Here is a 24,939-nt window from a genome sequence, read left to right on the forward strand (position 1 = left end):
AAGGAGAAACGCATGCCTCATTGTATTGTCGAATTTAGCCAGAATTTAGCCCAAGAGTTACCTCCAATGGATTTATTAGAAGCCGTTCGTGATGCCACCATAGCGTCTAATTTGTTTGCTCAGGAAGACATTAAGTTACGGGCTATGCCATACAAAAGCTTTCTGACAGCGGGGCAAGAAGACGCGTTTATTCATGTGACATTACGGATGTTATCAGGACGAACGGATGCACAAAAACAGCAAGTTTCGCAATTAGTGCTGGATGCATTAATACAGTTTTCATTAAAAGATGTTAGTTTTACTGTCGAGGTATGCGACATGGACCGAGAGACGTACAGTAAGAAGGTTGTATTGTCTTCTTGATGAATGAGTATTAGACAGGTTATTAAGATGAAGCGGTTAGTGTGTTGTCTGGCATTATTGCCAAGTGTGTTGATGGCTCAGGGGGCGGAGCCAGTGCCGGTCGAGACCGAGGAAGAAAGTGAGTCTTATTTTCAGGCCGAAGAACCAGAAGTCCCTGAATCCATTAGTCAGCGTGCAAAAGAGGCCAACGGGTTATTTCAACAACGGGAAATTCGTGAGAGTGCCACGGTGAATAATCCGTTTGTGATTACACCTCATCGACCAAATTACTTCTTACCTATTGCCTATACCTCCAACCCCAATGATCGAGCTTTTTTAGGGGACAAAAGCGATTCTGAAAGCCTACAGAGTGTGGAGTTTAAATTTCAATTAAGTGTGAAATTTCCTGTGGCTTATGGGGTCGTTGGGCGTAATAGTAGTCTTTGGTTTGCTTATACTCAGCAAGCGTATTGGCAAGCTTATAATAGCCATATTTCGGCACCATTTCGTGATACTAATCACGAGCCAGAAGCCTTCATTGTGGTCAAACCAAAAGAAGGTTGGTTCGGCATAAAGCCCAGTTACATAACCTACGGGTTGAATCATCAATCCAATGGTCAATCTGGTGATTTGTCGCGCTCTTGGAACCGCTTTTACATGGATTTTTTGTTTGAAACAGAAAATACCGCTTTTTCCATTAAACCTTGGTACCGCTTTCCAGAAAGTTCTGATGTAGACGATAATCCCGATATTGAAGATTATTATGGCTATGGTGAATTTAGCATGATTCATGTGATTGACGATTACAGTATCGATGTGATGATTCGCAATAATTTAGACATGTCGGACAACCGCGGTGCCATTCAAGTGGGCTTTAACTTCCCGTTATGGGGTAAAACTCGCGGTTACATCCAGTATTTTAACGGCTATGGGCAGTCGCTGCTGGACTACAATCATCAAACCCAGTCGTTGGGAATTGGTGTGATGTTAAGCAACTGGCTTTAGGTTTTCCTTATTTTTTGACGATTGACACTTTATCGTCATGTAATTGTCATGCTTTTGTCATTTTGTGCTTTTAAGGTAGGTGTTAATTCAACCTAGGAGTACAACAATGAAATTAATTCCAATCGCAACCGGTTTAATGGCAATCACTCTTCTAACGGCTTGTGGCGGTGAAATGGCGAAAAAGGGTTCTGCTGATACAATGGCAGAAGCATCCGCTATGAATAACAATGATTTGTATGAAGTGCATCACGAAGGCCGTATTTACATTTTTGACGACCGCGACGTGTATGAAGATTTCTTATCTGTTGGTGAGACGTCTTTCCGTAAAGTTCGCATTGGTGCTGGCCCTAAAGGTGAAACACTGGTGTTTGGTCTAACGAGTGAAGACAAAAAGAAAATGTCTGGTATCGCATCGGTTGATATGTATGACGGCTCACTAGAGGCTTCGAAAGATTTTTACGGTGAAATGCGCACAGAAGGCCGCATTTATGTGTTCGGTTCTTTAGAAGAGATGAACACAGCACGTATCGTGGGTGAAGTACCATTACGTTACACTGAAATCGGTGCTGGTCCTAAAGGCGAAACGGTTGTATACGCTTTAAACAGCAGCAACAAGAAAGTTCGTCCAGATGCGATGATCGCTCAGTTCCACAAAATGAACGACATGAAGTAATTTCAATCTTTCATCTTCCTATTTTAAAAATACCTCGCCATGGTGCGGGGTATTTTTTTACTGAATCTGTATGACGCTGTTCTTATTCAAAATCGCCAACTTGTATCACTGAGCTTGTCATCAAGTTGTCATCGAAACGCCACCTTACTGACATTTTACTGTTCTATTTTAAAGGTAAGATGAAATGAGAGGTGAACACCTATGAACATACTTCAGAATATTCATGCATTTGATGTACAGACTTTCTCTTGGTGTATGGCTCGAAAGCATAGGGCAAAGCTGACTAGCATGGGACGAGCCGTTTCCTTTACGGCGGATGGACCATTGTATGCGGCATTAGCAATGGTTTTGTGGTTTACCGGTTATCATACTCTCATGCTGATTATGCTACTTGGTTTCACCCTTGAGCGAATTTTATATCTGATTTTAAAGCGTGGCTTTAAACGCAATCGTCCAGCGGATGCCTTGGATAATTTCAACAGTTTCATTATTCCTTCTGATCAGTTCTCTTTTCCATCCGGCCATACTTCTGGTGCGTTTTTCATGGCTTACTGTTTGAGTGAGTGGTTCCCCGGTTTGAATATGGTGTTGTATTTTTGGGCGATGAACGTAGGGTTATCGCGAATTTTTTTAGGGGTGCATTTTCCTACTGATACGGTGATTGGAGCGTTACTAGGAAGTGCGTGTGCCGCCACTATGATTGGAGTGCTAGCATGAAAATTTTGTATGGTGTTCAAGGCACAGGTAATGGCCATATTACTCGCGCTCGGGCCATGGCCGCAGAAATGAATGCGGCTGGTATTCAAGTTGATTTCGTGTTTTCTGGACGCCCAGAAGCAGAGTATTTTGACATGGAAGTGTTCGGTCATTATCGAACCTTTCAAGGGTTAAGCTTTGTTGCTCGTAATGGCAAACTGGATTTATATGCAACCTTTCATAAAGCGAATTTTTATAAACTATATCGTGATATTCAAACGATAGACACTCGCGGTTATGATCTGGTTATTACCGATTATGAACCCATTGTTGCGTGGGCCGCTAAACGTCAGGGCGTGCCTTGTGTCGGCTTTGGGCATCAGTATGCGTTTAAATACGATATTCCACGTTACAAGAAAAATTGGTTAGCGCAATGGATTATGTCCAATTTTGCGCCGGCGGCAACGCAGCTTGGGGCCCATTGGCATCATTTTGGTCATGATATTTTACCGCCTTTGATCCATAACCATGATGCACCTAATAATCCTCAATCGAATCAAGTCTTGGTGTATTTACCGTTTGAGAACAGTGAAGCGGTGTTAGATTGGCTGGAAGCGGTCCCCGAGTATCATTTTAGACTGCATTGCAAAGACATTGAGCCGGGTGTGTATGGCAATGTTGAGGTGTTTCCTTTCAGTCGAGATCAATTCCAGAAGAACCTGAGTGAGTGTGAATCGGTATTGTGTAATGCGGGGTTTGAGTTGAATTCGGAAGCGCTACATTTGGGACGCCGTATTTTAGCCAAGCCAATGCAAGGGCAAATTGAGCAGCACTCTAATGCCATTGCATTAGAGTATTTGGACATTGCTAAAACGTGTCAGGAATTGAACCCAGAGGTCATTCGAGATTGGCTTGAAACCAGTCGAGTGGTTCAGATCAGTTACCCAAATGTCGCACAGGCGGTAGTCAGTTGGTTGCAAACCAATGACGATTCCAGTTTATCGGATTTGTGTGACCATTTATGGCAACAGGTTCCTGATCTTAAAAACAGGAATTTCAAAGATAATGCATCGGCTAAAGCGCTAAAAGCTCATCCAATGAAACGTGCGACAATATAAATTGTCGCACGTATTTCGCTCATTAGGTGGCTAAAGTAGCCTTAAAGAAGTCTAGGGTTCTTTGCCAAGCTAATTCGGCATTTTTCTCTTGATAGCGCGCCGTTGAGTCGTTATGAAAACCATGATTGGCCTTTTCATAAGTGAAGGCGGTATAGGTTACTTGATTGCTCTTTAGCGCATTTTCATAAGCAGGCCAAGTGGCATTAACTCGTTTGTCGAGTTCAGCAAAATGAAGCTGAAGTGGTGCTTTGATTTGATCAATATTGCCTTTAGCTGGCGTACCGTAATAAGGCGCTCCGGCATCGATAATATCAGGCAGATTGGCGGCCAAGGAGTTGGTTAAATAGCCACCAAAACAGAAGCCAACCATACCCACTTTTCCGTTGCTCAGCTCATGACTTTTTAGTAAGCGTGCGGCCTCCATGAAGTCGCCCTCAATTTTCTCTCCATCAAGGGTTTTCTGCATGGCACGACCTTCATCATCATTGCCTGGGTATCCTCCAAGAGGGAATAAGGCGTCTGGGGCAAAGGCAATGAATCCGGCTTTGGCCAAACGTCTAGCCACATCTTTGATGTAAGGATTCAACCCTCGGTTTTCATGAGCAACCAGTACCGCTGGTGCTTTGTTACTTGTACTGATACCTTTTGGTAGCACCAAATAACCTCGGCCAGTGCCATGACCACTAGGGCTTTCAAACTCCAAATAAGATGCCGTGAGGTCGGGGTCGTTAAAGGATACTTGTTCCGCTAAGGCGTAATTTGGAGTGAGCGATGTGGCGATGACAGATAAAGATAAGCCAGTGACGCCAAGTGTCCCTAGTCTTGATAAGAAAGTGCGTCGGTCAATGTCGCCATGAGCGTATTCGTCATACCAGTCGAACGCTTCTTGGGGAATAGATGAGACGTGTGAGGTGGTTTTTTCAGCTGCTTGATTCATTACAATTCCTTCTCTTCAGTCGAGTGAATGCTAAAAAAGATGCGAATAAGCCTCGTCATGCCAGCAGGTTTGTTCGTAGCTTTCTTAGGTAACGGTTTGTTCAGTCATTAAAACGCCTATCTTTGAGTCGCTATGAACAGGATAGTTCAATTTTTATTCAAGAGCTCTTTAGGGATTTGCCAATATTGATCTGAATTTGGTTTACACTCGTATAATGAGTCTCGATGTTTAAGTGTGCGTCCTGAAGTCGTGTCGAACCGGAAACTTAATCTGTTGTTTCCTGTTCAGGCTTGTTACCTGCTTAAAAGCTTGTCATTCTTGCAGAAACGTTAAAAAGGATAGGATGTAAATGATGCGAAAATCGCCCATCATTATTACAGGAGGTGGCCAGCGACTTGGGTTAGCCTGTGCTCAAGCGTTACACCAGCAAGGTTATCAGGTGATTATTACGTACCGCCGGCACCGCGAAGAAATTAATGCTATAGAGGCGTCTGGGATTCAATGTTTGCAGGCTGACTTTTCAACATCAGACGGTGTTGAGGCTTTTATTGAGAAAGTAATGGATGATTACGATGCTCTTGGAGGCATCATTCATAATGCCTCCGAATGGGAAGCGGAGAAAAACTGCTCAGATACGACGTTATTGATGGAAAAAATGTGGCAAGTTCACGTATTTGCACCTTATCGTATAAATCTGGCCTTCGAAGGATTATTATGTGCAGGTTTTAAAGACGATGGGGTCGCCGACATCATTCACATGACGGATTATGTCGCCGAAAAGGGCAGTGATAAACACATCGCTTATGCCGCCAGTAAAGCCGGTTTGGCAAACTTAACTTGCTCTTTTGCTAAACGTTATTCACCTCATATTAAGGTGAATGCCATTGCCCCATCATTATTGATGTTTAATGACAGTGATGACGATGACTACCGACAGAAAGCGTTAAATAAGTCACTGTTACAAAAGGAGCCGGGAGAGCAGGAAGGCGTACTCGCAGTTAAGTATGTATTAGAAAGCGGCTACTTGACAGGTCGGACCTTGTCTCTGGATGGAGGCAGACATTTGGTGTAGCCAAATGGGGACTTCTTTTAGCACAGCCTCCAGTCGAAAGACAGGAGACAGTAACGTAGGACAAAGATATGAAAGCTAACATAGCGGAAAACTCGACAGTAAATCATGCTTTTCTTTCAGACGAGGCTAAGCAAGTTCGTGACGCTTTAATCAAAAGTGGGTTAGAAACCCCGATGATTGATAATGGTTTGACCACGGAAGAAAAGTATCAACGCATCAAAATGGCTTTTGAAGACGTGGTCAATACACTGGGGCTGGATTTAACTGACGACAGTTTGGCTGAGACACCTCATCGTATTGCCAAAATGTACGTTAAAGAGATCTTTTCAGGTTTAGATTACACACAATTCCCCAAAATTACTGTCATTGAAAACAAGATGAAAGTTGATGAAATGGTGAAAGTCAGTGACATCAGCTTTACCAGTACTTGCGAACACCATTTTGTTACCATTGATGGTATGGCGAAGGTCGCTTACTTACCTAAAAACAAGATTATTGGTTTATCGAAAATCAATCGCATTGTGCGTTTTTTCGCCCAGCGCCCACAAGTACAAGAGCGTTTAACTCAGCAGATTTTGGTGACTTTGCAAGCCTTGTTGGAAACCGATAACGTGGCCGTGAGCATCAGCGCGGTGCATTACTGTGTGAAAGCCCGTGGTGTGATGGATGCCAGTTCCTCGACACAAACCACAGCATTAGGCGGTTTATTTAAGCGCAGTGACAAGACTCGTGGTGAATTCTTAGCTCAGTAAGCAATGGTCATGAGTGAAACGAAAAAGAGCTTCTCAATTGAGCTCTTTTTTTATGCCTGAAATTCAGGCAAAGTGTGCCTTTCTATCGACCTAATATGAAAGGCTTTTCACATGAAAAATAAAGAGACTTGGTTCCCAGCCAAAGAGAATGGATTGGGATGGGGAAAGCCGACTACTTGGCAAGGCTGGTTGGTCTTGTCATTGTACTTGTTTGTTTTATGTTTAATTTCCATTCTCGTTGACCCCAAAGAAGCCTTAATGGCGTGGGCTTTTTGGGTCGCGTGTGACACGTTCGTTTTGCTCTTGATATGTTATTTAAAAGGCGAATCACCAAGTTGGAAGTGGAAACCAATTGAAAAAGAAAAACGTAAGTGGTTTAAGTAATGTTAAAGATTTTAATTGCGTGTGAATCTTTTAAACTGTCGGAGTAATACCATTACCTGCTTTTAAAAGGATGTTTTCATGCGTACCTCTGGCATTTTACTATTGATTGCTTACTTGGGCTTTATTAGCCTTGGTTTGCCTGATGCGGCACACGGTATTAATTGGCCCTTTGTCAGAGCGGCGTTTCATGTTCCAACAGGGTGGCTAGGGCTGGTGATTGCTGGCGGTGGGGTTGGTTATTTAATCTCGAGCTTTTCGGTTGGTTGGCTATTGTCCCGTCTGGGCGTGGGCTGGCTGCTTGTGATGAGTAGTGGCTTAGTGAGTTTGGGTTTATTCGGCTTCTACCTAAGTGCCAATTTCACGACTTTCGTTTTGTATGCCATGGTAATTGGGTTGGGGTCCGGGGCAATTGATGCGGGTCTTAATGCTTATGCCGCAGAGCATTTTTCTACTAAGCATATGAACTGGTTACATGCGGCGTTTGGGGTTGGTGCAACGGCTGGCCCCATCATTGTAACCAGTGTATTGCTGCATTTTTCACAGCATTGGCGATTGGCCTATGCGGTGATTGGCAGCATTCTATTACTGATGACCTTGGTTTTTTTCTTTAGCCGTCATTTATGGCGAAGTGATCAGCATGCGCCGAAAACCGCAACAGAAAACACCAAAGAGGATGATCTCAACATCACTCAATGGCATGCTCTTAAACATCCCCTGGTCCGCTTCCAAATTGCCTTTTTCTTGTTGTATACCGGCGTTGAGGTTGGAGTAGGGCAATGGGCATTTACCCTAATGACTGAGGCGAGAGGCATTTCCATTGCCAGTGCTGGCGCTTGGGTGGCCGTGTACTGGGGAGCGTTAGCTTTTGGACGAGCTATTTTTGGCTTTCTGGTGGAGAGGTTTTCAGTCGATCGATTATTGGGCTTATGTTTGGTTGGTTTGGTGCTGGGAGCTTTGTCGTTTACCAGTAGTCTGCATGCTTATTTTAGCTATTTTGGATTGGCATTAATGGGCTTTTGTGCGGCACCAATTTTCCCTTGTATGATTTCTCAAACCGCCATTCGTGTTGGAAAAAAAATGGCCACTTATGCAATTGGTTTTCAAATGAGTGCCGCCGTAACAGGCGCCATGACCTTGCCATTTCTAAGTGGTTTAATTGGTGAGCAGTTTGGTTTGATGTATGTCAGCTTAAGTTTTTTAGTCTATGCCGTGGCGTTACTAATCTTTTTTATCATCATTATCAAACGAGCGAACTGACGTCAGTTGGCTCGTCATTTTCCCAGAAAATCGGCTTATTTGGCTTCTTCTTCCAAGGTATTTCTTTGTACGAGTGAGGGGAATAAATACATCCAGATGCCGACCACGGCAAGCGTGCCGACACCACCCACAATAATGGCTGGAACGACGCCAAACCATGCGGCGGTGACACCAGATTCAAATTCTCCAAGTTGGTTAGAACTGCCAATAAAGACCGAGTTGGCGGCACTGACTCGTCCTCTCATTTCATCTGGTGTTTCTAATTGTACTAGCGTTGATCGAATCACTACGCTGATCATATCGGAAGCGCCCAGTAGCACCAGTGCGAACATGGAAAGAATGAGTTGGTCTGATAAGCCAAATAAAATGGTCGCCACACCAAACACGGCGACTGCAGTAAACATGATTTTGCCAACACTCTGAGTTAACGGGTGTCTGGCCAAGTAAATGGACATGAGTAACGCGCCCAGTGCCGGCGAACAACGCAATAAACCAAGCCCCCATGGTCCAGTTTCTAGTATGTCTTTGGCAACAATCGGTAACAGTGCCGTCGCGCCGCCTAACAATACGGCGAACATGTCTAAAGAGACGGAGCCTAGAATGACTTTATTCCCTTTAATAAACATCAAGCCGCCGAGTAAGTGTTCTAAGCTGATAGGCGTCTTATGTTTGACGGTAAAGTTGTAGCGTAAGAAGGACAGGATGACACAGGAAATAAGAAAACAGCTCATGCTGGTGCTGAATAAGGTTGTTGGCCCTAACAAGTAAATGACGCCGCCGAGAGCAGGACCCGCAATGACGGATATCTCACGGGCAGATGCCATGGCGCTGACGGCGCGGGAAAGTTGCTCACTGGGCACTAGGTTTGGCAATATGGCCTGATTAGCGGGCTGTTCAAACGCCCGTGCTGTGCCGAGTAATACCGCACAAACATAAATCGTATTAGCGGACACGGTATCGGTAAAATTACCATAAACCAAAATGGCCACGGTGAATGCCATGGTGAGACGTGTAAAGACGCAAATTAGGCGACGATTGTAGCGATCCGCCACATGCCCAACCACTAAGGTTAATAAAAGTTGCGGTAGAAATTGACATAAACCAACGAGTCCGAGGGCTAAGGGACTGTTCGTTAAATCATACATCTGCCAACCTATGCCAACGCTCAGCATTTGAAAAGCAAACGAGGACGCTATTTGGCCGATCCAGTAATGCAAGAAATTGCTGTGTTTGAAGAGGGAGGGTAGGTCTTGGCTCAAGCTGGCATACTCATTAGATTACTGAGACTCTATTCTAGCCTGCTTTGAGATGGAGTAAATCGTATTTGGTCTTGGATAAAAGTTTAAGAATTGTGAATTTTTCACCCTTTTGTCTGACTAGGCCCTTTTTATTCAGTGAATCATGAATAATGATGGAGGAATATTAGCAAGCTTGGATGGCTTGTTTTTTAACAAGATAAAACAATAGGCACTCCCCCTATGCCCTATTGAGTAAGCCACTCTGGCTTATGGTGTTATAACGTTTAAGGACAGGTCTTGATCAATTCAGAAAGCTATACCTCAATGCATGAGTCTGTATCCCGTTGGTTATTGCTGATTTGCTTAGCGGCAGTGGGTATTGGGCAGTCATTTGTGTTCACTTCCTTACCGCCGATTGGTCGTGAAATCGGTTTGGCAGATGTACGGATTAGTACATTAATAACCGCAGGGGCGGCAACGTTCGTGATAGCGGCTTTTTTCTGGGGCAGCATTATTAATCGCATTGGACGGGTGCGCTCAGTTATTTTCGGAATGAGCAGCTATGCGGTGACGATTTCGGCGACAGGGTTTGTATTACAAGAAGCGCTAGCGGGACACCTTTCTGCCGAGCAGACCTATGTGTTTGTATTTACCTTGCGGATCGTTTTTTCCATGGGCATTGCAGGTATCTTACCGTCCATTCAAACCTTTTTGATTGCTCATACAGACATTAAGCACCGTAGTGCCACGATTGCCATGATTGGCGCGGCTTTCAGTATCGGTATGATTTTAGGGCCTGCATTTGCTTCTTTATTAAGCAACCTAGGTTTGACGGTCCCATTTTACATTATTGCCTGTCTAGCAGGCTGTGCCGCGATTCTAGTGGCTTGCTTTGTAAAAGATGGCAAACATGTACGCCAGCTTGAAAAACCGCCAAAAATTAATTGGTTGAAGCAGCCTGTTATGCCGTTTCTGGGCATGTCGACTCTGGCGATTTTGTCGGTAACTGGCATTCAGCAGATTATGAGTTTTCTGATTCAAGATCGTTTTCAGCTAGACGTTGCAGAAACTACCCATCAGCTGGGTTTTGTGATGATGACCATGTCTTGTTTTAGTATCTTGGTGCAGATGATTCTTGTGCCGCGCTTCCGACTTGGTGTGGTCACTCTGATTTCAGCTGGTGTGATATTGGGTGTATCCGCTCAAATAGCCTTCATTTTCTGGCATTCGATGGTCGGTGTGTTTGTTGCTATGGCTTTTTTTGGTGCCGGTTTTGGCTTTCTGTTCCCTGGTATTGTGACCGCACAAACCTTGCTGGTAAAAGACGATCAACAAAGTCGGTTGGCCAGTATGAACGCGTCAATGCAAGGGTTAGGCGCGGCTCTCGGGCCTGTGATTATGGCGTCTTTGTATCAATTAGGGCAATGGGTGCCTTTTATGGCACTTATTTTGGGACTGCTTTTCTTATGTGTGGTATTTACCTATTGCAAAGCCAAGTTTGGTGCGGCCTTTAGAACTAATTAATCAATTTAGCCTGAGCCACTTGGCGCGGTGTGACACCAAAATGTTGGTGAAAACGTCGACTGAAATGGCTTAGGCTCAAATACCCTAATTCATAACTGACTTGGGTGACAGAACCATTTTCCTTTAGTCGTTGGTAGGCTTTACTCATTCTTCTTTGATGCTGGTATTCCAATGGCGTACAACCAAGTTGGCGTTTGAAACAATCATAAAAACGGCTGCGACTCATGCAGGCCATTTTAGCCAGTTGGCAGGTATCCAGAGGCAGTGACAAATTGTTTTCGATCCAATGAATGACATGAGTTATACCATTTGTGTCAGGGGCATTGTGTGTAAATTGCAATAATGCTTCGCGACCATGGTGGCGTAAGATGCGAGTAATGAGCTCACTGACACCAAAATCCACTAGCAAATCTCGATCAGGGTCATTTTGTACATAGTCACTCGCGAGACGGTCTAACACTTGCTGAGTGGCTTGGGTGTGGATGGTATGTAAATGCTGGTTGGGATCAATCGGTTGACTGGAAGGCAATGACGCGTGCATCACATCATTCATCCGATCGCATATTTGCGCCACTTTTTCTTTTGAAATTGCGATGGTTAGACAGGTCGTAGGCTTAGTCAGTTCTGCTTCTGGGAAGTCGATGAAGACTTCTTCATCTGGTGCGAGAATGAAAGATTCATGTGGTAGAAAAGGGATGTTGTCTTGATCCTTGGTATGCATGACTTTCGCGCCCGTCACCATACCACAATAGAGTAAACTATCTGCTTTTAAGCTAACTCGATTGGCTTGCTCATAAGTATCGTAGATACTCAATTCCGAGTGAGGACCAGCAAAACAAACTCGATTCTCTACCAACTGAACTGGCGAACGTTTTCGCGCCAGAAGGGCTTTTGTCGATAAGGTTGAAACACTCATAATCACACCTCTTGTTAAACTTTTTATGTTGGCGTGTTGCGCTTTACGTTGTTCATCATCGCTCGAGCGGAGCTAGGGGTCAATCCTAAAAATGTGAATAGATTTGGATCATGAGACAAATATCATGGACTGACAGGCAAGTTTTCTCTTCCGTTTGTTTCTACAGTTAGTTGTTAGTCAAAAACAACAAGAACAGAAACTAAAACGGAGATAGAAAGTATGATTTATTCTAAACCAGGTACCAGTGGTAGTTTAATTTCCTTTGAAAGTGATTATGGTAATTTTATTGGTGGTAAATGGGTTGCGCCTGTAAAAGGCCAGTATTTCGATAACACCAGTCCAGTCGATGGACAGGTATTTTGTCGTATTCCGCGCTCTACTGAAGAAGACATTAACTTAGCGCTTGATGCGGCTCATGCGGCACGAGTTGACTGGGGAAAAGCCTCTGTGACCACTCGCTCTAATATTCTACTTAAGATTGCGGATCGAATTGAAGCGAATCTAGAGGCATTGGCTGTCGCGGAAACTTGGGACAACGGTAAAGCGGTGCGCGAAACACTGAATGCAGACATTCCATTGGCAGCCGATCATTTCCGCTATTTTGCTGGTTGTTTGCGTGCTCAAGAAGGCAGCACGGCGGAACTTGATGAACATACTGTTGCTTACCATTTCCATGAACCGCTTGGCGTGGTGGGACAAATTATTCCTTGGAACTTTCCGATCTTGATGGCGGCATGGAAACTTGCTCCCGCCTTGGCCGCAGGTAACTGTGTCGTATTAAAGCCTGCGGAACAAACGCCGGCGTCTATTTTAGAACTGGTTAAAGTGATTCAAGACTTATTGCCAGCTGGCGTTTTAAATATCGTCAATGGTTTTGGTAAAGAAGCTGGCCAAGCTTTGGCAACGAGCAAACGTATTGCCAAAATCGCTTTTACCGGTTCCACGCCAGTTGGCTCTCACATTTTGAAATGTGCCGCTGAAAACATTATTCCTTCTACGGTTGAGTTGGGTGGTAAGTCACCAAATATCTATTTTGGTGACATCATGCAGCAGGAAGAGTCTTACATTAGTAAATGTGTGGAAGGCTTAGTACTGGCTTTCTTTAACCAAGGTGAGGTATGTACTTGCCCTTCACGAGCTCTGATTCATGAGTCCATTTATGATGACTTTATGAAGCTGGTGGTCGAAAGAACCAGAACTATTAAACGAGGCAACCCGCTGGATACCGATGTACAAGTGGGAGCACAAGCGTCGAAAGAACAGTTTGATAAGATTTTGAGTTACATTGATATCGGTAAAAAAGAAGGCGCTGAATTACTGATTGGGGGGGATGTAGAGAACATTGATGGCTTGGATAATGGCTTCTATGTGCAACCTACCTTGTTCAAAGGGTCGAATGAAATGCGTATTTTCCAAGAGGAAATCTTTGGTCCTGTAGTCAGTGTGACGACGTTCAAAGATGAAGCCGAAGCCTTGGCGATTGCCAATGACAGTGAGTTTGGTTTAGGCGCTGGGGTATGGACTCGCGATACTAACTTAGCCTATCGCATGGGACGAAACCTAGAAGCAGGTCGAGTGTGGATGAACTGTTATCACCAGTACCCAGCGCATTCTGCGTTTGGCGGATATAAAAAATCAGGGGTTGGCCGTGAAACCCATAAGGTAGCATTAGAGCATTATCAACAAACGAAAAATATGTTGATTAGTTATGATGTCAACCCGCTCGGTTTCTTCTAACCACTATCGAGTTGTTACTATGATGTAAAAGGCCAGAGCTTATGCTCTGGCTTTTTTTATGCTGTAGATCTTGAAATTTTGAACTTATCACGTCAATTATTTGCCTATCATCGAATACTTTTCTTGTTTCCCATTGGAAACTATCTTTCATAAATGATAATTTCACCGTATTCATTTTGTCTGTTCATCACAGATTGGGTCGCTACATGGCGAGGACTTACTATGGCAATCAGTTTATTCGATCTTTTTAAAGTGGGAATTGGCCCCTCTAGCTCACACACTGTTGGGCCCATGGTCGCAGCGAATCAGTTTTCTCATCAGTTAAAAGAACGTGGTCTTTTAGACAAGGTAGAACGCTTAAAAGTGGATTTATATGGTTCTCTTGGAGCCACTGGTAAAGGTCATGGAACGGGTGTTGCGGTATTGATGGGGTTGGAAGGAGAGCTTCCAGAAAGCATTGATCCGAGTGGTGTGTCTGAGCGAGTAGCACAGATTGAGTCCGCTTCGATGATTCGTGTTTTAAAGGAACGCAATGTTGCTCTGAAAGTATCGCAAGATTTGATATACCATCGAATTGATCGTCTAGAGTTCCATGCTAATGGCATGGTTTTGGAAGCGTTTGATGAAAAAGGCGACAGTCTGCATCGAGCGACTTTTTACTCTGTGGGCGGTGGTTTTATTGTCGAAGAGGATGCACAAGGCAAGGTGTCTCTAGTTGAGGACACAACAGAATTGCCTCATGTTTTCCATGATGCTGAAACCTTAGTGAATTTGTGTCGAAGTACTGGTAAATCCATTGCCGAGATTATGCTAGAAAATGAACTGGCATGGCGTACGGAAGACGAAGTCAAACAAGGTATTTTATCCATTTGGTCGGTGATGAAAGAATGTGTACAGAAAGGCATTCAAAATGAAGGTATCTTACCTGGAGGCTTAAAGGTCAAGCGCCGCGCTGCCAGTTTGTATCGAGACCTGTCGAGTAAAACCCGTATGGATATGATTACCCCGTCGTTAGGAGCAATGGATTGGGTGAATTTATATGCTTTAGCGGTAAATGAAGAAAATGCGGCGGGTGGTCGCGTTGTGACGGCGCCAACCAATGGTGCGGCTGGCATCATTCCAGCGGTGTTACACTATTATTGGGAGTTTTGTCCGCGCTCCAATGAAGAAAACGTGATTGAGTTTTTGTTAACCGCGGCCGCGATTGGTCTGTTGTTTAAAGAAAATGCTTCTATTTCTGGTGCGGAGGTAGGTTGCCAGGGTGAAGTCGGCTCCGCCTGTGCCATGGCAGCGGCAGGGTTAGCTGCGGCAACGGGTGGCTCGCCAGAACAAATTGAAAATGCAGCAGAGATCGGTATGGAACACAACTTGGGTTTAACCTGTGACCCCATCGGTGGTCTAGTTCAAGTTCCTTGTATTGAACGAAATGCCATGGCGGCGATGAAAGCAATTAATTCCGCTTCGATGGCGTTGAGGGGAGATGGTTCGCATTATGTTTCCTTGGATAAGGTCATTCGTACCATGAGAGAAACGGGTAAGGATATGAATGATAAATATAAGGAAACCTCTCGCGGAGGTCTGGCAGTCAACGTGATTGAATGTTGATGACACTTTCATGGCAAAATTATGACAAGTAACAAAACTGTCATATAACTGTAGTATATTGATCTCCAGTGCCTTTCGAGGCACTTTTTTTTATCTGTAAATAATGTCGTTGTCTTTCTGTCTTGACTGGGGTTTTTATCTATTAATGCTCAGTGTAGAATGACGCCGCATTGAAATTTTACAGAAATGTGACGGGATGATTTAAGCACCAAATTACGCCTAATGCTGGGATAAGCATTCGTTTGAATTGAGACAACTCATATTTCAAAGATTTGGTAGAAATTAATTATAGATAGTAGAGCCTCATGGATCTTACAAACAATTCCAAAAAAACGTCCAGTTTACTGGTCGGTAATGATTTTATCCGAGTTCTGGTTGCACTTGCCTTTATTTTAGCTTGTGGTTTTTATGCTTCAATGAATGGTGTTGCCGCTTCTAATTTGTCCATCTTAGCGATTGCGGCGGCGATTGGTGCTTATATGGCGGTTAATATTGGTGCCAATGATGTGGCCAATAACGTTGGCCCAGCGGTTGGTTCAAAAGCCTTGTCTATGACAGGAGCGATCCTGATCGCGGCGATTTTTGAAGCAGCTGGTGCGCTTATCGCTGGTGGTACCGTGGTCGGAACGATCAAAAAAGGCATTATTAATCCCAACGCGATAGCCGATGCAGAAACCTTTATTTGGGTAATGATGGCGGCGTTATTGGCGGGTGCAATTTGGTTAAACCTAGCAACCTACCTTGGTGCTCCAGTATCAACGACTCACTCTATTGTCGGTGGTGTGCTTGGCGCAGGTATCGCGGCTGGCGGTTGGGACATCGCAAACTGGGACAAAATGGTTGCGATTGCTGCAAGCTGGGTAATTTCACCGGTATTCGGTGGAGTCATTGCCGCCGTCTTCTTGATTTACATTAAGCGTGCTGTCACTTACAAGAGCAATATGATTGAAGCGGCTAAAAAGACGGTTCCGTTACTGGTTGGCATCATGGTCTGGGCATTCTCGACCTACTTGATCCTCAAAGGCCTCAAGAAAATCTGGAAACTGGACATTATCTCCGCAGGCCTTATTGGGTTAGCAATTGCTATCACTGTTTATTTTGTTGTCCGTCCAATAGTTGACAAAGCGGCGTCAAGTCTGAAAAACGATAAAGACTCAGTGAACAGCTTGTTTACCTTGCCATTGATTGTTTCAGCCGCACTGTTGAGCTTTGCACACGGCGCCAACGATGTCGCAAATGCGATTGGGCCTCTAGCGGCGATTAATGACGCTTTGATCTCTGGTACGGTGTCAGGTAAAGCGGCGATCCCGATTTGGGTCATGTTAATTGGTGGTATTGGTATCGCCTTTGGTTTGGCTTTGTTCGGACCAAAATTGATTCGCACTGTGGGTTCAGAAATCACTGAACTGGATAAAATTCGTGCTTTCTGTGTGGCGATGGCGGCTGCGATTACTGTCATTATTGCTTCTCAATTAGGTTTGCCTGTTAGTTCGACGCACATCGCTGTCGGCGGCATCTTTGGTGTCGGTTTCTTACGCGAATATTTAAAGTTGTCTTACAACAAAAAGCTGGCGGCCATTATTTCTCATTCAGAGTCTGCTGGTCATGATGCTGAGCAAACACAAGCTTTTGTTGATCGCTTCGAAGTGGCTGATGTGATTGAAAAACGTGCCATTTTGCGAGAACTAAAAGCGGCTAAAGCATCATCGCCGATTAGCTCTTCTGAACGTAAAGGTTTGAAGAAAGCGACCAAGAAAGAGTTGGTTAAGCGTTCAGCACTATTAAAGATTGCGGCGGCTTGGGTTATAACTGTTCCTGCTTCGGCAACCTTAGCCAGTTTAATCTTTTATATGTTGTTGGGCTTCTCAGTTACCCACTCATAAGTTTGTCAAAATAGACCTTAAAATTTTGTTCTCACGAACAAAGTTGGTGATAAAAAGACCAGTATTCTGGTCTTTTTCTGTTTTAATGGCTTCGTCTGTGGTATATAAATGTAAAGTTTTGATACATTGATTTGTCTTAGTCCGTTGGGATGTCTTAGTTAAGGGAATTACTCTTGTTGGGTTTTGTTGCCATTCTTGTCATGATTGCTGTAAGTGGCTTGTTTTTCTTTGTACGCTGGAAACAGAAACAAGATGAACTGAGAAAACGTTTGTTAGGACGCTTATCGAGTCGTGGAGAAAAAATGCTGCATGCGTTTAGTATGCTATCTGACCGATATTTTTTAAAAGAGACTAAGCTTTTTCTAATAGAGTATCTTTTATCGATCATTCAGCAGTTAAAGCGCGCAGGTATGAATACCGAATTTACTTACGAACAATATAATTTGACTAAGTTATACTCTGAAATTGCTTCTGGTAAAAATGTATCTGATAAACGTAGAGTAAACAGCCAAGTAGAATTTGAGCAAACTCAAGGTGCATTGCAATTTATCATAAAAGAGTTACGCAGTTTATTGGATGGCAATAGTATGAGCCGAGTGATGATTCGTCATCATATCGGTTTGGTTCGTTATACTTACTCCTTGGCTTACCGAGATCATTTAGTGAGTCAAGCGAAACAAGATTTGGAGCATGAACGCAGAAGCCGAGCACTGGAAAAGTATCGTTTGGCTTTAACGGTGATGGATAAACACAGTACAGTCGGTTTGGCGCGAAAGGAATCTTCGCGTTTGCAAAATATGATATTGGATGTCGAAGAAGCGTTATTAGATAAAAAAGAAGAAAATAAAGAATAGTATTATCTTTAAAGAGTGAGTGTTTGGTTTAAATCGACTAACCATTGACTGAATATTAACCTAGTAAACGACGTATTATATGAGTGCTGTTACCATTACCGTGCTGTTGTTAGTGATCGGAGGCTTTATTGCTTTTGCAATCGTGCTGCAATTAAAAGAGCAGGCTCGATTGGAAAAGCTTCGCAAAGTAGCTTCCCTGAACAATCAATTGCGCCAAGTACGTCGTTATCTAGATGAAATGCCACCTCAATATCAGCCAAAAGACATGCGAGTATGGTTGTTTACTCGAATGCTGGCTATTTATGATCAATTACTTTCCTTACAACCTGATCCGAGTCTAACCCGTCGTCGAAATCATTTAGCAGAAGAGCTGTCAGAGTTTCAAGAAAGCAAACAAAAACGCCGTGCTCAACCAATGAATGATGAATTAAAAATCATTGAAGTGAAGCGCCTTTTCGAGTCTTTCAAATCCTTTTTAATACAAGCTCAAAAAGACAAAATTGTTAATTCAGATGTTGTTCATCGCTATAGAAAGTTGATGGATTTCTATCATTATAAAGTCAATGCGGATTACCATGCTTATTTGGCACGACGAGCATTCCTAAGTGGACAAATGGAAAGTGCGATTGACCTTTATAAAGAGGCTTTGGTGCAGTTGAATCCCATTCAGGAAGAGGTCGAAGCTCAACCTCTCATTCAAAAATTTAAGGATATATTGCAAGAAATTGAAGAGGATTTAGCGCTGCAAAAGGCGGAAGAAGAGCTGACCAAAAGCATGGAAAGTGAAGAGGAAGAGGAGCTGGATGATGAGTGGAATAAGTTTATCGAAGGTTCGACTTTTCAAGAGAAAAAACGGTTCTAATGCATTTCTTTTTAAGTTTGTATCTCATATTCTAGGGTTAACTTTCCACACTCGCTTCGTTTTTTATTTAAAAGGATCTGCTCAGTGAACCTTGCTTTACTTTCTGCTTTTGTACCTACTTTCTTTTTTGTTTCTATCACACCAGGTATGTGCATGACGTTAGCCATGACTCTGGGCATGACGGTTGGAGTCAAACGCGCATTATGGATGATGGTTGGCGAATTAGTGGGCGTTGCTACGGTAGCGACCTTGTCGGCTATTGGCGTAGCGGCGTTACTGCTGAATTACCCAAGTGTGTTCATGGTACTAAAGTACCTTGGTGGTGCTTATTTGGCCTTTATTGGTATTCAAATGTGGCTATCTAAGGGAAAGATGGCCATCAAAACGGATGAAGACAGCGCGCCAGCATCACGTAGAGAGCTAATGTCTCAAGGGTTTGTTACGGCGATTGCCAATCCTAAAGGTTGGGCTTTTTTCGTGGCCTTGTTACCGCCTTTCTTAGTGGCTGATCAGCCCTTAGCGAGTCAATTGGTTGTGTTGATCTCTATTATTTTAACATTAGAGTTTAGCTGTTTGCTCATATATGCGGCTGGCGGCCGAACGTTAAAGTCCTTGCTTATGAAAAGTGGTAATGTGCGCATTATGAATCGCATTGCTGGTACTTTAATGATCGGTGTTGGCGTTTGGCTGGCTGCGGGTTAAAGGTCAGTCGCTAAGCAGGCTTTTTAGCTTTGCTTTTAGAGGTTCTCTTTCGGGTTGCAGAACGCTTCTTAAACGGTTTCTTCTTAGGCGCTGGTAAGTGTTGTAAAGACGCTGTTGAGACACTTCTCGATTGAGTTAAGAGTTCTGTTAGGTTACCAGTGAGTCCAGCCATAAAGTCTTGATAGCGACTCTCTCCTAAGCTCATGGCGTTTAATTGAGCTTCCCACTGTGCTGTCATATCCGGTGTGACTAATTGTGAGGGTAGGGTATCCGCAAACGCTCGGCCAGTTTGACTGGCATGAATCTGTTTACCTTGCCTGATTAAAAAGCTTCGTTTAAATAAAATTTCAATAATACCCGCACGCGTTGCATCGGTGCCGAGACCGTCCGTTTCTTTTAAGATGGCTTTGATGTTCTTATCGGAAACAAAACGACTGATTCCGGTCATGGCCGCTAACAGCGTCGCGTCCGTGAAGGCGGCAGGAGGCGTGGTAACCTTATCTTTAATGATGCCTTGATTGCACCAAAGGGAGTCCTCTTTCTTGACATTAGGCAGTTGTTCTTGATCTTCTTCTTGATCTGTTTTTTTCTTAGTCGGAAGAAGCGAACGCCAACCTAACGATACTGGTGTGCTGCCTTTTGCTTCAAATTTTCCACCGGCGACATCAAGCTGAATGAGTGTTGAAAGATACTGATAGTCTGGATAAAACTGCATCAGATATTGCCGTGCAATCAGGCCAAATATTTGGCTTTCGGTTTTGTTTAACGCAGCGGCTTTATGGGCTTGTGAGGTAGGAATGATAGCGTGATGAGCGGTGACTTGTTTGTCATTCCAAGCTTTGCTTTTAAGCTTGGCGTTGGCATTCTCTGCGCTGGTAGCGAGTGTCTCTGAGCCTTTGCTAAGAGCATTAATAATGGCTTTGGCGTCTTTGTGTTGTAGCGTCGGCAAATAGCGACAATCAGACCTAGGGTAAGTAATGATCTGATGACGCTCATACAAAGCTTGGCAGGTGTCTAATACTTGTTGCGCCGACATCGCGAAAATTTTCGCGGCATCAATCTGCAATGAGGATAAATTATAGGGCAAAGGTGGTGGCTGCTTTTTTTGCTTATAATCGGCTTGTGTTACGAGAGCTGGTTGGTTTTCGATTCGTGATGCGACATTTTCTGCAAGGGCTCGATTAAGAACTCGACCTTCTTCATCCATGTAGGGACGACAGGCGTCACTTGGCAGCCATTTTGCCTGAAAGTGCTGATTTTCCGGTGTGCTAATTTGTGCCCAAACTTGATAATAATTTTTAGCGACAAAATTCTCTCTTTCTGTGTCTCTTGCCACAACTAAGCCAAGTACTGGTGTTTGCACTCGACCTATGGATAAAACCCCTTGGTAGCCTGCTTGGCGGCCTCTGATAGTGTAAGCGCGCGTTAGGTTTAGGCCAAATAGCCAATCGGCTCTTGCTCTGGCTAAGGCGGAACGTGACAGGGCTGCGAATTCTGCATTAGATTTAAGCTGTTGTAAGGATTTTTTGACCGCGGCAGGGGTTAGGTCGCTAATGAGCACTCGTTGAGTTTGTTGTAATTTTTGAGCCGGCACTTTGGTGTAATGCAAGACTTCATCTACCAGCAGCTGGCCTTCTCGATCAGGGTCTCCGGCGTGAACCAGTTGCGTTGCTTGTTTAATCAGCTTTTTTAAAATACTGAGCTGTTTTTTGGTGTTGGCTTTTTCTTGCCATTGCCAATCACTTGGAATAATGGGTAAGTGATCAAGTTGCCATGTCTTAAAAGCGGGGTTGTAGACGTGAGGCTCGGCCTGTTCCAATAAGTGGCCAATGCACCAACTAATGCAGTCGCCATTCGGCAACCAAATACAGCCTTCCTGTTTTTTTTGTGGACCTGGGAGGGCGGCGGCAATGGCTCGTGCCAAGCTGGGCTTTTCGGCAATATAAAGAATCATAATCACACTTACTGTTTATATATACAGTAAGTGTAACTAAGAGTCGATATTAAGACCAGCCTATCAGGCTACTTTATTGGTACAACCATGACAGGAATGTCACTGGAGTGAATGACTTTGTTGGCGGTTGAGCCTAACACCATCTGCCCAATCGTACTGTGCGTGCGACTGTTCATGATGATTAAATCTGCCTGTTGTTGCTTGGCGGCTTGCTGAATAGCATCGGCTGGTAGGCCGCTAATGATAAGTGTCTCTGGTTCTGTGGTGAGTCCGCTCAGCTCATCTTGATGGCGTTCTATAAACTCTTTTAATAGGCTATTCATGCGCTGTTGCACGTCATTATTGGCCTCATTGCGCATGGTTTCTAAGACATCGTCGCTGATGTAGTTATGAATCATGCTGGCAGCTTGGGGATTCAGTGGTTCCATGACGTGCATCAAAACGATTTTAGCCTGATGCGTTAGCGCTAAACTGAAAACCAGTTCAATTGCTGACTGAGTTTGGTTTTCTAGATCGCAAGCGTAAAGTAGCGTGTTGATTTTCGGTAACATATTAAGGCCCTCTTGTTATGTTCCTTCAGCGGATCCTTTTAGCTTAGACTCTTTAGCTTTTTCTTTGCTGATCTGTATCAATTATTTGTGTACTGATTTTGATGGTGCTGCTGGAAGCACTGGATGTGTTGGGTTTATTGACGTGATTGGCAAACAGAAAGCAGCTGATTGATGAAATAAAAATAAAGCTGATAAACAACATGCTCCAGTAATCCGTTGCTTTGCTATCTTGTTTATTCAGTTTGGTCGCTGGAACAAAGGCTTTCGTCTTCATGACATTCTCCTTTTGTATCTGTTTATAGAAATTTAATGATAATCAATATCATTTAAAAAAGCTATCTCTGTGATAACTATTTTCAACTACTGGCAGAGGTGTTTGTGCCATGTTCCAAGCGGTTTGGCTATGTTATGATGGCGGCCTAATTTTTTAAGCGATAATAAAGAGAGTGTAAACATGTCAGAACTGTCGTTCGACTCAAATGAAGCAAAAATTGCATACGGCATTGGTCGTCAAATCGGTGATCAGCTACGTGGTAGTGACCTAGGTGAGTTGTCTTTAACTCATTTGTTCGCTGCGATTGAAGACGCGTTGAACAATGCTGAAATGCGTGTTCCTGGCGCTGAGTTGGAAGCGGCATTTGCTGAACTTCAACAAAAAATGGAAGAAAAAAGCCGTGCAGCTTCTGAAGAAAACATCGCTGAGGGCGACGCTTTCCTAGCGGAAAACAAAGCGAAAGAAGGGATTCAGGTAACTGAGTCAGGTTTACAATACGAAGTACTTGAAGAAGGTACAGGTAACGTACCAAGTGGTGATGCGACGGTTCGTGTTCATTACGAAGGTCGACTAACTGACGGTCAAGTTTTTGATAGCTCTATTGCTCGTGGTGAGCCGATTGAGTTCCCACTAACTGGCGTTATTGCTGGTTGGACTGAAGGCCTACAATTGATGAAAGAAGGTGCTAAATACCGTCTAACTATTCCGGCTGAATTGGCTTACGGCGCACAAGGTGCTGGCGCTATGATCAAGCCTCATTCTGTTCTTCAGTTTGATGTTGAATTGATCGCGATTGTATAATCGATTGATCTGTTCTATGAAAGCGAGCCCAGGCGGCTCGCTTTTTTTGCCATTTTTAATGGTGATATTGATTGATTTTCTGTCCATCAAAGGATGGTTTAGATCGTTCTTTCCATACGAACGTGAAGTTTCCCTGCTTCTAAAAAGACCTTGCCATCTGAGCGAAAGTTTTGCTTTTCATAAAAACTTTGTACTTCAACTTGCGCATTCAGAAAAACGGTTTGAATTCCCATTTCTCTTGCCACTTGAACGGCTTTTCGCAGTAAACGTTCCCCATAACCTTGATGGCGATAAGCAGGTAATACCGCCAAGCGGCCAATCTGACCTTTTTCGGTGAGGCGGCAAGTACCCGTCGGCACAGCGGTCGTGCCAAAAGAGACAAAGTGGACGGCGTGTTGATCTTCATCATCCCATTCGTCAATCGGATCTATACCTTGCTCGATGATAAAGACTTGAGTGCGAACGAACTTAAGTTGCTCTTTGCTGCTGTTCCAATCAGACGTTAGGATGTTCATTCCTCGTCCTCTTCAGGTTCTGGTGCGGTAAGTTCAATCAGTCCTTGCTGACTAATTAGGAAACGAACAAGCGGTTCTAAATCCTCATGCTGTGATAAGTCTAACCCAGAAAAATCAAATTCGCTCTGATCGCAAATCGCTTGAATAAAGGTGGTTAATGTTTGAGCTACAACAATGTGTTCGCCATTACAAAACACTTTAATGGCATCCGTCATGTTTGTTTGTTGATAATAGCAGATACGAGCGTCACCAGGGCGAATGAAGGTTTTTCCTTGCTTGGCTGAAAAGAAGGCTTGGTCTTGTTCGACTTGATTTAATGGCGATAAATATTCAGGGTATTTACTTTCGCTCATGGTGTCGCCAAGCCATTCGGCCAAAAGATCGGGTTGTTGTAATAAGCGGCTTAACTCATTCTGTAAGTAGCGAATATCGTCATGATGAATTTCCGCACTGTGTTCTCTTTGCTCTGGTTCAGGAGCGGCAAAACGGTTTTTTTCATTGATGCTTTCACAAAGTTTATCGCGTATGCCCGTTAGAGCTTCTTGAAGACTGGGCGCTCTAAAGCCAATGGAGTAAGTCATGCAGTCATCATCCAATGCTCGACCATTGTGCGCAAAGTTGGGCGGCAAATACAAAATGTCGCCTGCGTCTAAGGTCCAATCCATGTCAGGATCAGCTTGGAAATTATCTAAGATGTGTAGGTCAATATTGGCTAAAGCTTTGTCTTGATAGCTTTCAGGCCCTAAGACTTGCCAACGGCGCTTGCCAGCAACTTGGACCAGAAAGACATCGTATTGATCGTAATGTGGTCCAACACTTCCGCCTTCGGTGGCGTAGCTGACCATGACATCGTCTAATCGCCAGCTGGGTAAAAACTGGAATTGCTCTTTCAAGTTTTGAATTTCTGGTACCCAATGGTCAACCGCTTGAACCAGTAAAGTCCATTCTCTCTCAGGTAACTGAGTAAAGTGTTCTTCATCAAATGGGCCTTGTTGTAATTCCCAAGGGCGATCACCATGCTCAATGACAATACGAGATTCCACTTCTTCTTCCATGGCCATGCCTGCCAGTTCATTGGCGTCGAGTGGTGGCGTGAAATCCGCGAGACCAGCACGAATCAGCAGAGGTTTCTTCTGCCAATATTCAGTGATAAAAGTGTGCGCTGTCATGCCACCCAAAATAGACAATGGAGAATGAAGGTCAATCATATTGTTGCTCATTAGAATGAATAAAAATCTGTTATTAGAGACAAAAAAGAGCCGATAAATCGGCCCTTTTTTCTTAACT

At 43.8% G+C, this 24,939-nt stretch carries 25 protein-coding genes; 17 read left to right on the forward strand and 8 right to left on the reverse strand.

The genetic code is table 11. From position 1 onward, the window contains the following. Positions 1-12 precede the first annotated feature (12 nt). The 5 genes from OA79_RS04515 to OA79_RS04535 all read left to right on the forward strand — a co-directional run bounded on the left by OA79_RS04515 (position 13) and on the right by OA79_RS04535 (position 3,834). Entirely contained in the window at positions 13-363 is a 351-nt protein-coding gene (locus OA79_RS04515; RefSeq protein ID WP_063332034.1) for a 5-carboxymethyl-2-hydroxymuconate Delta-isomerase, read from the forward strand. Positions 364-390: 27 nt separating this feature from the next. Continuing rightward, the gene (locus OA79_RS04520; protein WP_063332035.1) at positions 391-1,347 is read left to right on the forward strand and encodes a phospholipase A; all 957 of its coding nucleotides are present in this window, start codon (positions 391-393) and stop codon (positions 1,345-1,347) included. 106 nt (positions 1,348-1,453) lie between these two features. Next, positions 1,454-2,020, forward strand: a complete 567-nt coding sequence (locus OA79_RS04525) for a hypothetical protein (protein ID WP_063332036.1) — start codon at positions 1,454-1,456, stop codon at positions 2,018-2,020. 201 nt (positions 2,021-2,221) lie between these two features. Then, on the forward strand, positions 2,222-2,737 hold the full coding sequence (locus OA79_RS04530; protein WP_063332037.1) for a phosphatase PAP2 family protein: 516 nt from the start codon (positions 2,222-2,224) through the stop codon (positions 2,735-2,737). Continuing rightward, entirely contained in the window at positions 2,734-3,834 is a 1,101-nt protein-coding gene (locus OA79_RS04535; RefSeq protein ID WP_063332038.1) for an MJ1255/VC2487 family glycosyltransferase, read from the forward strand. The genes OA79_RS04530 and OA79_RS04535 overlap by 4 nt, the downstream gene beginning before the upstream one ends. A gap of 22 nt (positions 3,835-3,856) precedes the next feature. Here the strand turns inward: OA79_RS04535 and OA79_RS04540 are convergent, their stop codons facing one another. Then, positions 3,857-4,771 carry a dienelactone hydrolase family protein gene (locus OA79_RS04540; RefSeq protein ID WP_063332039.1) on the reverse strand — a complete coding sequence of 305 codons (915 nt, stop codon included), beginning with the start codon at positions 4,769-4,771 and terminating at the stop codon, positions 3,857-3,859. Between the two features lie 349 nt (positions 4,772-5,120). Between OA79_RS04540 and folM the strand changes: the two genes are divergently transcribed. From folM to OA79_RS04560, 4 genes are all read left to right on the forward strand, one after another. After that, the gene (gene folM / locus OA79_RS04545) at positions 5,121-5,843 is read left to right on the forward strand and encodes a dihydromonapterin reductase (RefSeq protein ID WP_063332040.1); all 723 of its coding nucleotides are present in this window, start codon (positions 5,121-5,123) and stop codon (positions 5,841-5,843) included. A gap of 68 nt (positions 5,844-5,911) precedes the next feature. Continuing rightward, positions 5,912-6,595: a GTP cyclohydrolase I FolE gene (folE, locus tag OA79_RS04550; protein WP_063332041.1), complete on the forward strand. Its 684-nt coding sequence runs from the start codon at positions 5,912-5,914 to the stop codon at positions 6,593-6,595. Between the two features lie 111 nt (positions 6,596-6,706). Then, a complete protein-coding gene (locus OA79_RS04555; RefSeq protein ID WP_063332042.1) occupies positions 6,707-6,979 on the forward strand; it encodes a hypothetical protein in 273 nt (90 codons plus the stop codon). Between the two features lie 78 nt (positions 6,980-7,057). Next, positions 7,058-8,236 carry an MFS transporter gene (locus OA79_RS04560; protein WP_063332043.1) on the forward strand — a complete coding sequence of 393 codons (1,179 nt, stop codon included), beginning with the start codon at positions 7,058-7,060 and terminating at the stop codon, positions 8,234-8,236. 35 nt (positions 8,237-8,271) lie between these two features. Here the strand turns inward: OA79_RS04560 and OA79_RS04565 are convergent, their stop codons facing one another. Next, the gene (locus OA79_RS04565) at positions 8,272-9,495 is read right to left on the reverse strand and encodes an MFS transporter (protein ID WP_063332044.1); all 1,224 of its coding nucleotides are present in this window, start codon (positions 9,493-9,495) and stop codon (positions 8,272-8,274) included. 276 nt (positions 9,496-9,771) lie between these two features. On the opposite strand from OA79_RS04565, the gene OA79_RS04570 reads away from it, so the two are divergent. Continuing rightward, positions 9,772-10,998, forward strand: a complete 1,227-nt coding sequence (locus OA79_RS04570; protein WP_063332045.1) for an MFS transporter — start codon at positions 9,772-9,774, stop codon at positions 10,996-10,998. Here OA79_RS04570 and OA79_RS04575 read toward each other — a convergent pair. After that, positions 10,991-11,914, reverse strand: coding sequence for an AraC family transcriptional regulator (locus OA79_RS04575; protein WP_063332046.1), 924 nt, complete (start codon positions 11,912-11,914; stop codon positions 10,991-10,993). The two genes, OA79_RS04570 and OA79_RS04575, sit on opposite strands and share 8 nt — an antisense overlap. A 219-nt stretch (positions 11,915-12,133) precedes the next feature. Between OA79_RS04575 and exaC the strand changes: the two genes are divergently transcribed. From exaC to OA79_RS04605, 6 genes are all read left to right on the forward strand, one after another. After that, entirely contained in the window at positions 12,134-13,651 is a 1,518-nt protein-coding gene (gene exaC / locus OA79_RS04580; protein WP_063332047.1) for an acetaldehyde dehydrogenase ExaC, read from the forward strand. A gap of 222 nt (positions 13,652-13,873) precedes the next feature. Beyond that, positions 13,874-15,256, forward strand: coding sequence for an L-serine ammonia-lyase (locus OA79_RS04585; protein ID WP_063332048.1), 1,383 nt, complete (start codon positions 13,874-13,876; stop codon positions 15,254-15,256). A gap of 305 nt (positions 15,257-15,561) precedes the next feature. Further along, complete coding sequence (locus tag OA79_RS04590; RefSeq protein WP_063332049.1) at positions 15,562-17,139, forward strand: inorganic phosphate transporter; 1,578 nt, start codon at positions 15,562-15,564, stop codon at positions 17,137-17,139. 173 nt (positions 17,140-17,312) lie between these two features. After that, positions 17,313-17,993 (forward strand): hypothetical protein, encoded by a 681-nt coding sequence (locus OA79_RS04595; protein ID WP_063332050.1) that lies wholly within the window; start codon positions 17,313-17,315, stop codon positions 17,991-17,993. 79 nt (positions 17,994-18,072) lie between these two features. Next, complete coding sequence (locus tag OA79_RS04600; RefSeq protein ID WP_063332051.1) at positions 18,073-18,855, forward strand: hypothetical protein; 783 nt, start codon at positions 18,073-18,075, stop codon at positions 18,853-18,855. Between the two features lie 84 nt (positions 18,856-18,939). After that, entirely contained in the window at positions 18,940-19,557 is a 618-nt protein-coding gene (locus tag OA79_RS04605) for a LysE family translocator (RefSeq protein ID WP_197465356.1), read from the forward strand. 10 nt (positions 19,558-19,567) lie between these two features. Here OA79_RS04605 and OA79_RS04610 read toward each other — a convergent pair whose 3' ends face one another. The 3 genes from OA79_RS04610 to OA79_RS04620 all read right to left on the reverse strand — a co-directional run bounded on the left by OA79_RS04610 (position 19,568) and on the right by OA79_RS04620 (position 22,336). Next, complete coding sequence (locus OA79_RS04610) at positions 19,568-21,511, reverse strand: DNA topoisomerase III (protein ID WP_063332053.1); 1,944 nt, start codon at positions 21,509-21,511, stop codon at positions 19,568-19,570. A gap of 68 nt (positions 21,512-21,579) precedes the next feature. Beyond that, entirely contained in the window at positions 21,580-22,062 is a 483-nt protein-coding gene (locus OA79_RS04615; RefSeq protein ID WP_063332054.1) for a universal stress protein, read from the reverse strand. A gap of 52 nt (positions 22,063-22,114) precedes the next feature. Next, the gene (locus OA79_RS04620) at positions 22,115-22,336 is read right to left on the reverse strand and encodes a hypothetical protein (protein WP_063332055.1); all 222 of its coding nucleotides are present in this window, start codon (positions 22,334-22,336) and stop codon (positions 22,115-22,117) included. 180 nt (positions 22,337-22,516) lie between these two features. Here OA79_RS04620 and OA79_RS04625 point away from each other — a divergent pair, with 180 nt between their 5' ends. Continuing rightward, the gene (locus OA79_RS04625) at positions 22,517-23,137 is read left to right on the forward strand and encodes an FKBP-type peptidyl-prolyl cis-trans isomerase (RefSeq protein WP_063332056.1); all 621 of its coding nucleotides are present in this window, start codon (positions 22,517-22,519) and stop codon (positions 23,135-23,137) included. A gap of 98 nt (positions 23,138-23,235) precedes the next feature. On the opposite strand, the gene OA79_RS04630 is transcribed toward OA79_RS04625, so the two are convergent. Together OA79_RS04630 and OA79_RS04635 are read right to left on the reverse strand one after the other, a co-directional pair. Further along, positions 23,236-23,652: a GNAT family N-acetyltransferase gene (locus tag OA79_RS04630; RefSeq protein WP_063332057.1), complete on the reverse strand. Its 417-nt coding sequence runs from the start codon at positions 23,650-23,652 to the stop codon at positions 23,236-23,238. Further along, complete coding sequence (locus OA79_RS04635) at positions 23,649-24,860, reverse strand: cupin domain-containing protein (protein WP_063332058.1); 1,212 nt, start codon at positions 24,858-24,860, stop codon at positions 23,649-23,651. Before OA79_RS04635 ends, OA79_RS04630 begins: the two co-directional genes overlap by 4 nt. Positions 24,861-24,939: the final 79 nt, after the last annotated feature.

It is taken from the genome of Marinomonas sp. TW1 (genome assembly GCF_001625355.1).
Classification (GTDB): domain Bacteria; phylum Pseudomonadota; class Gammaproteobacteria; order Pseudomonadales; family Marinomonadaceae; genus Marinomonas.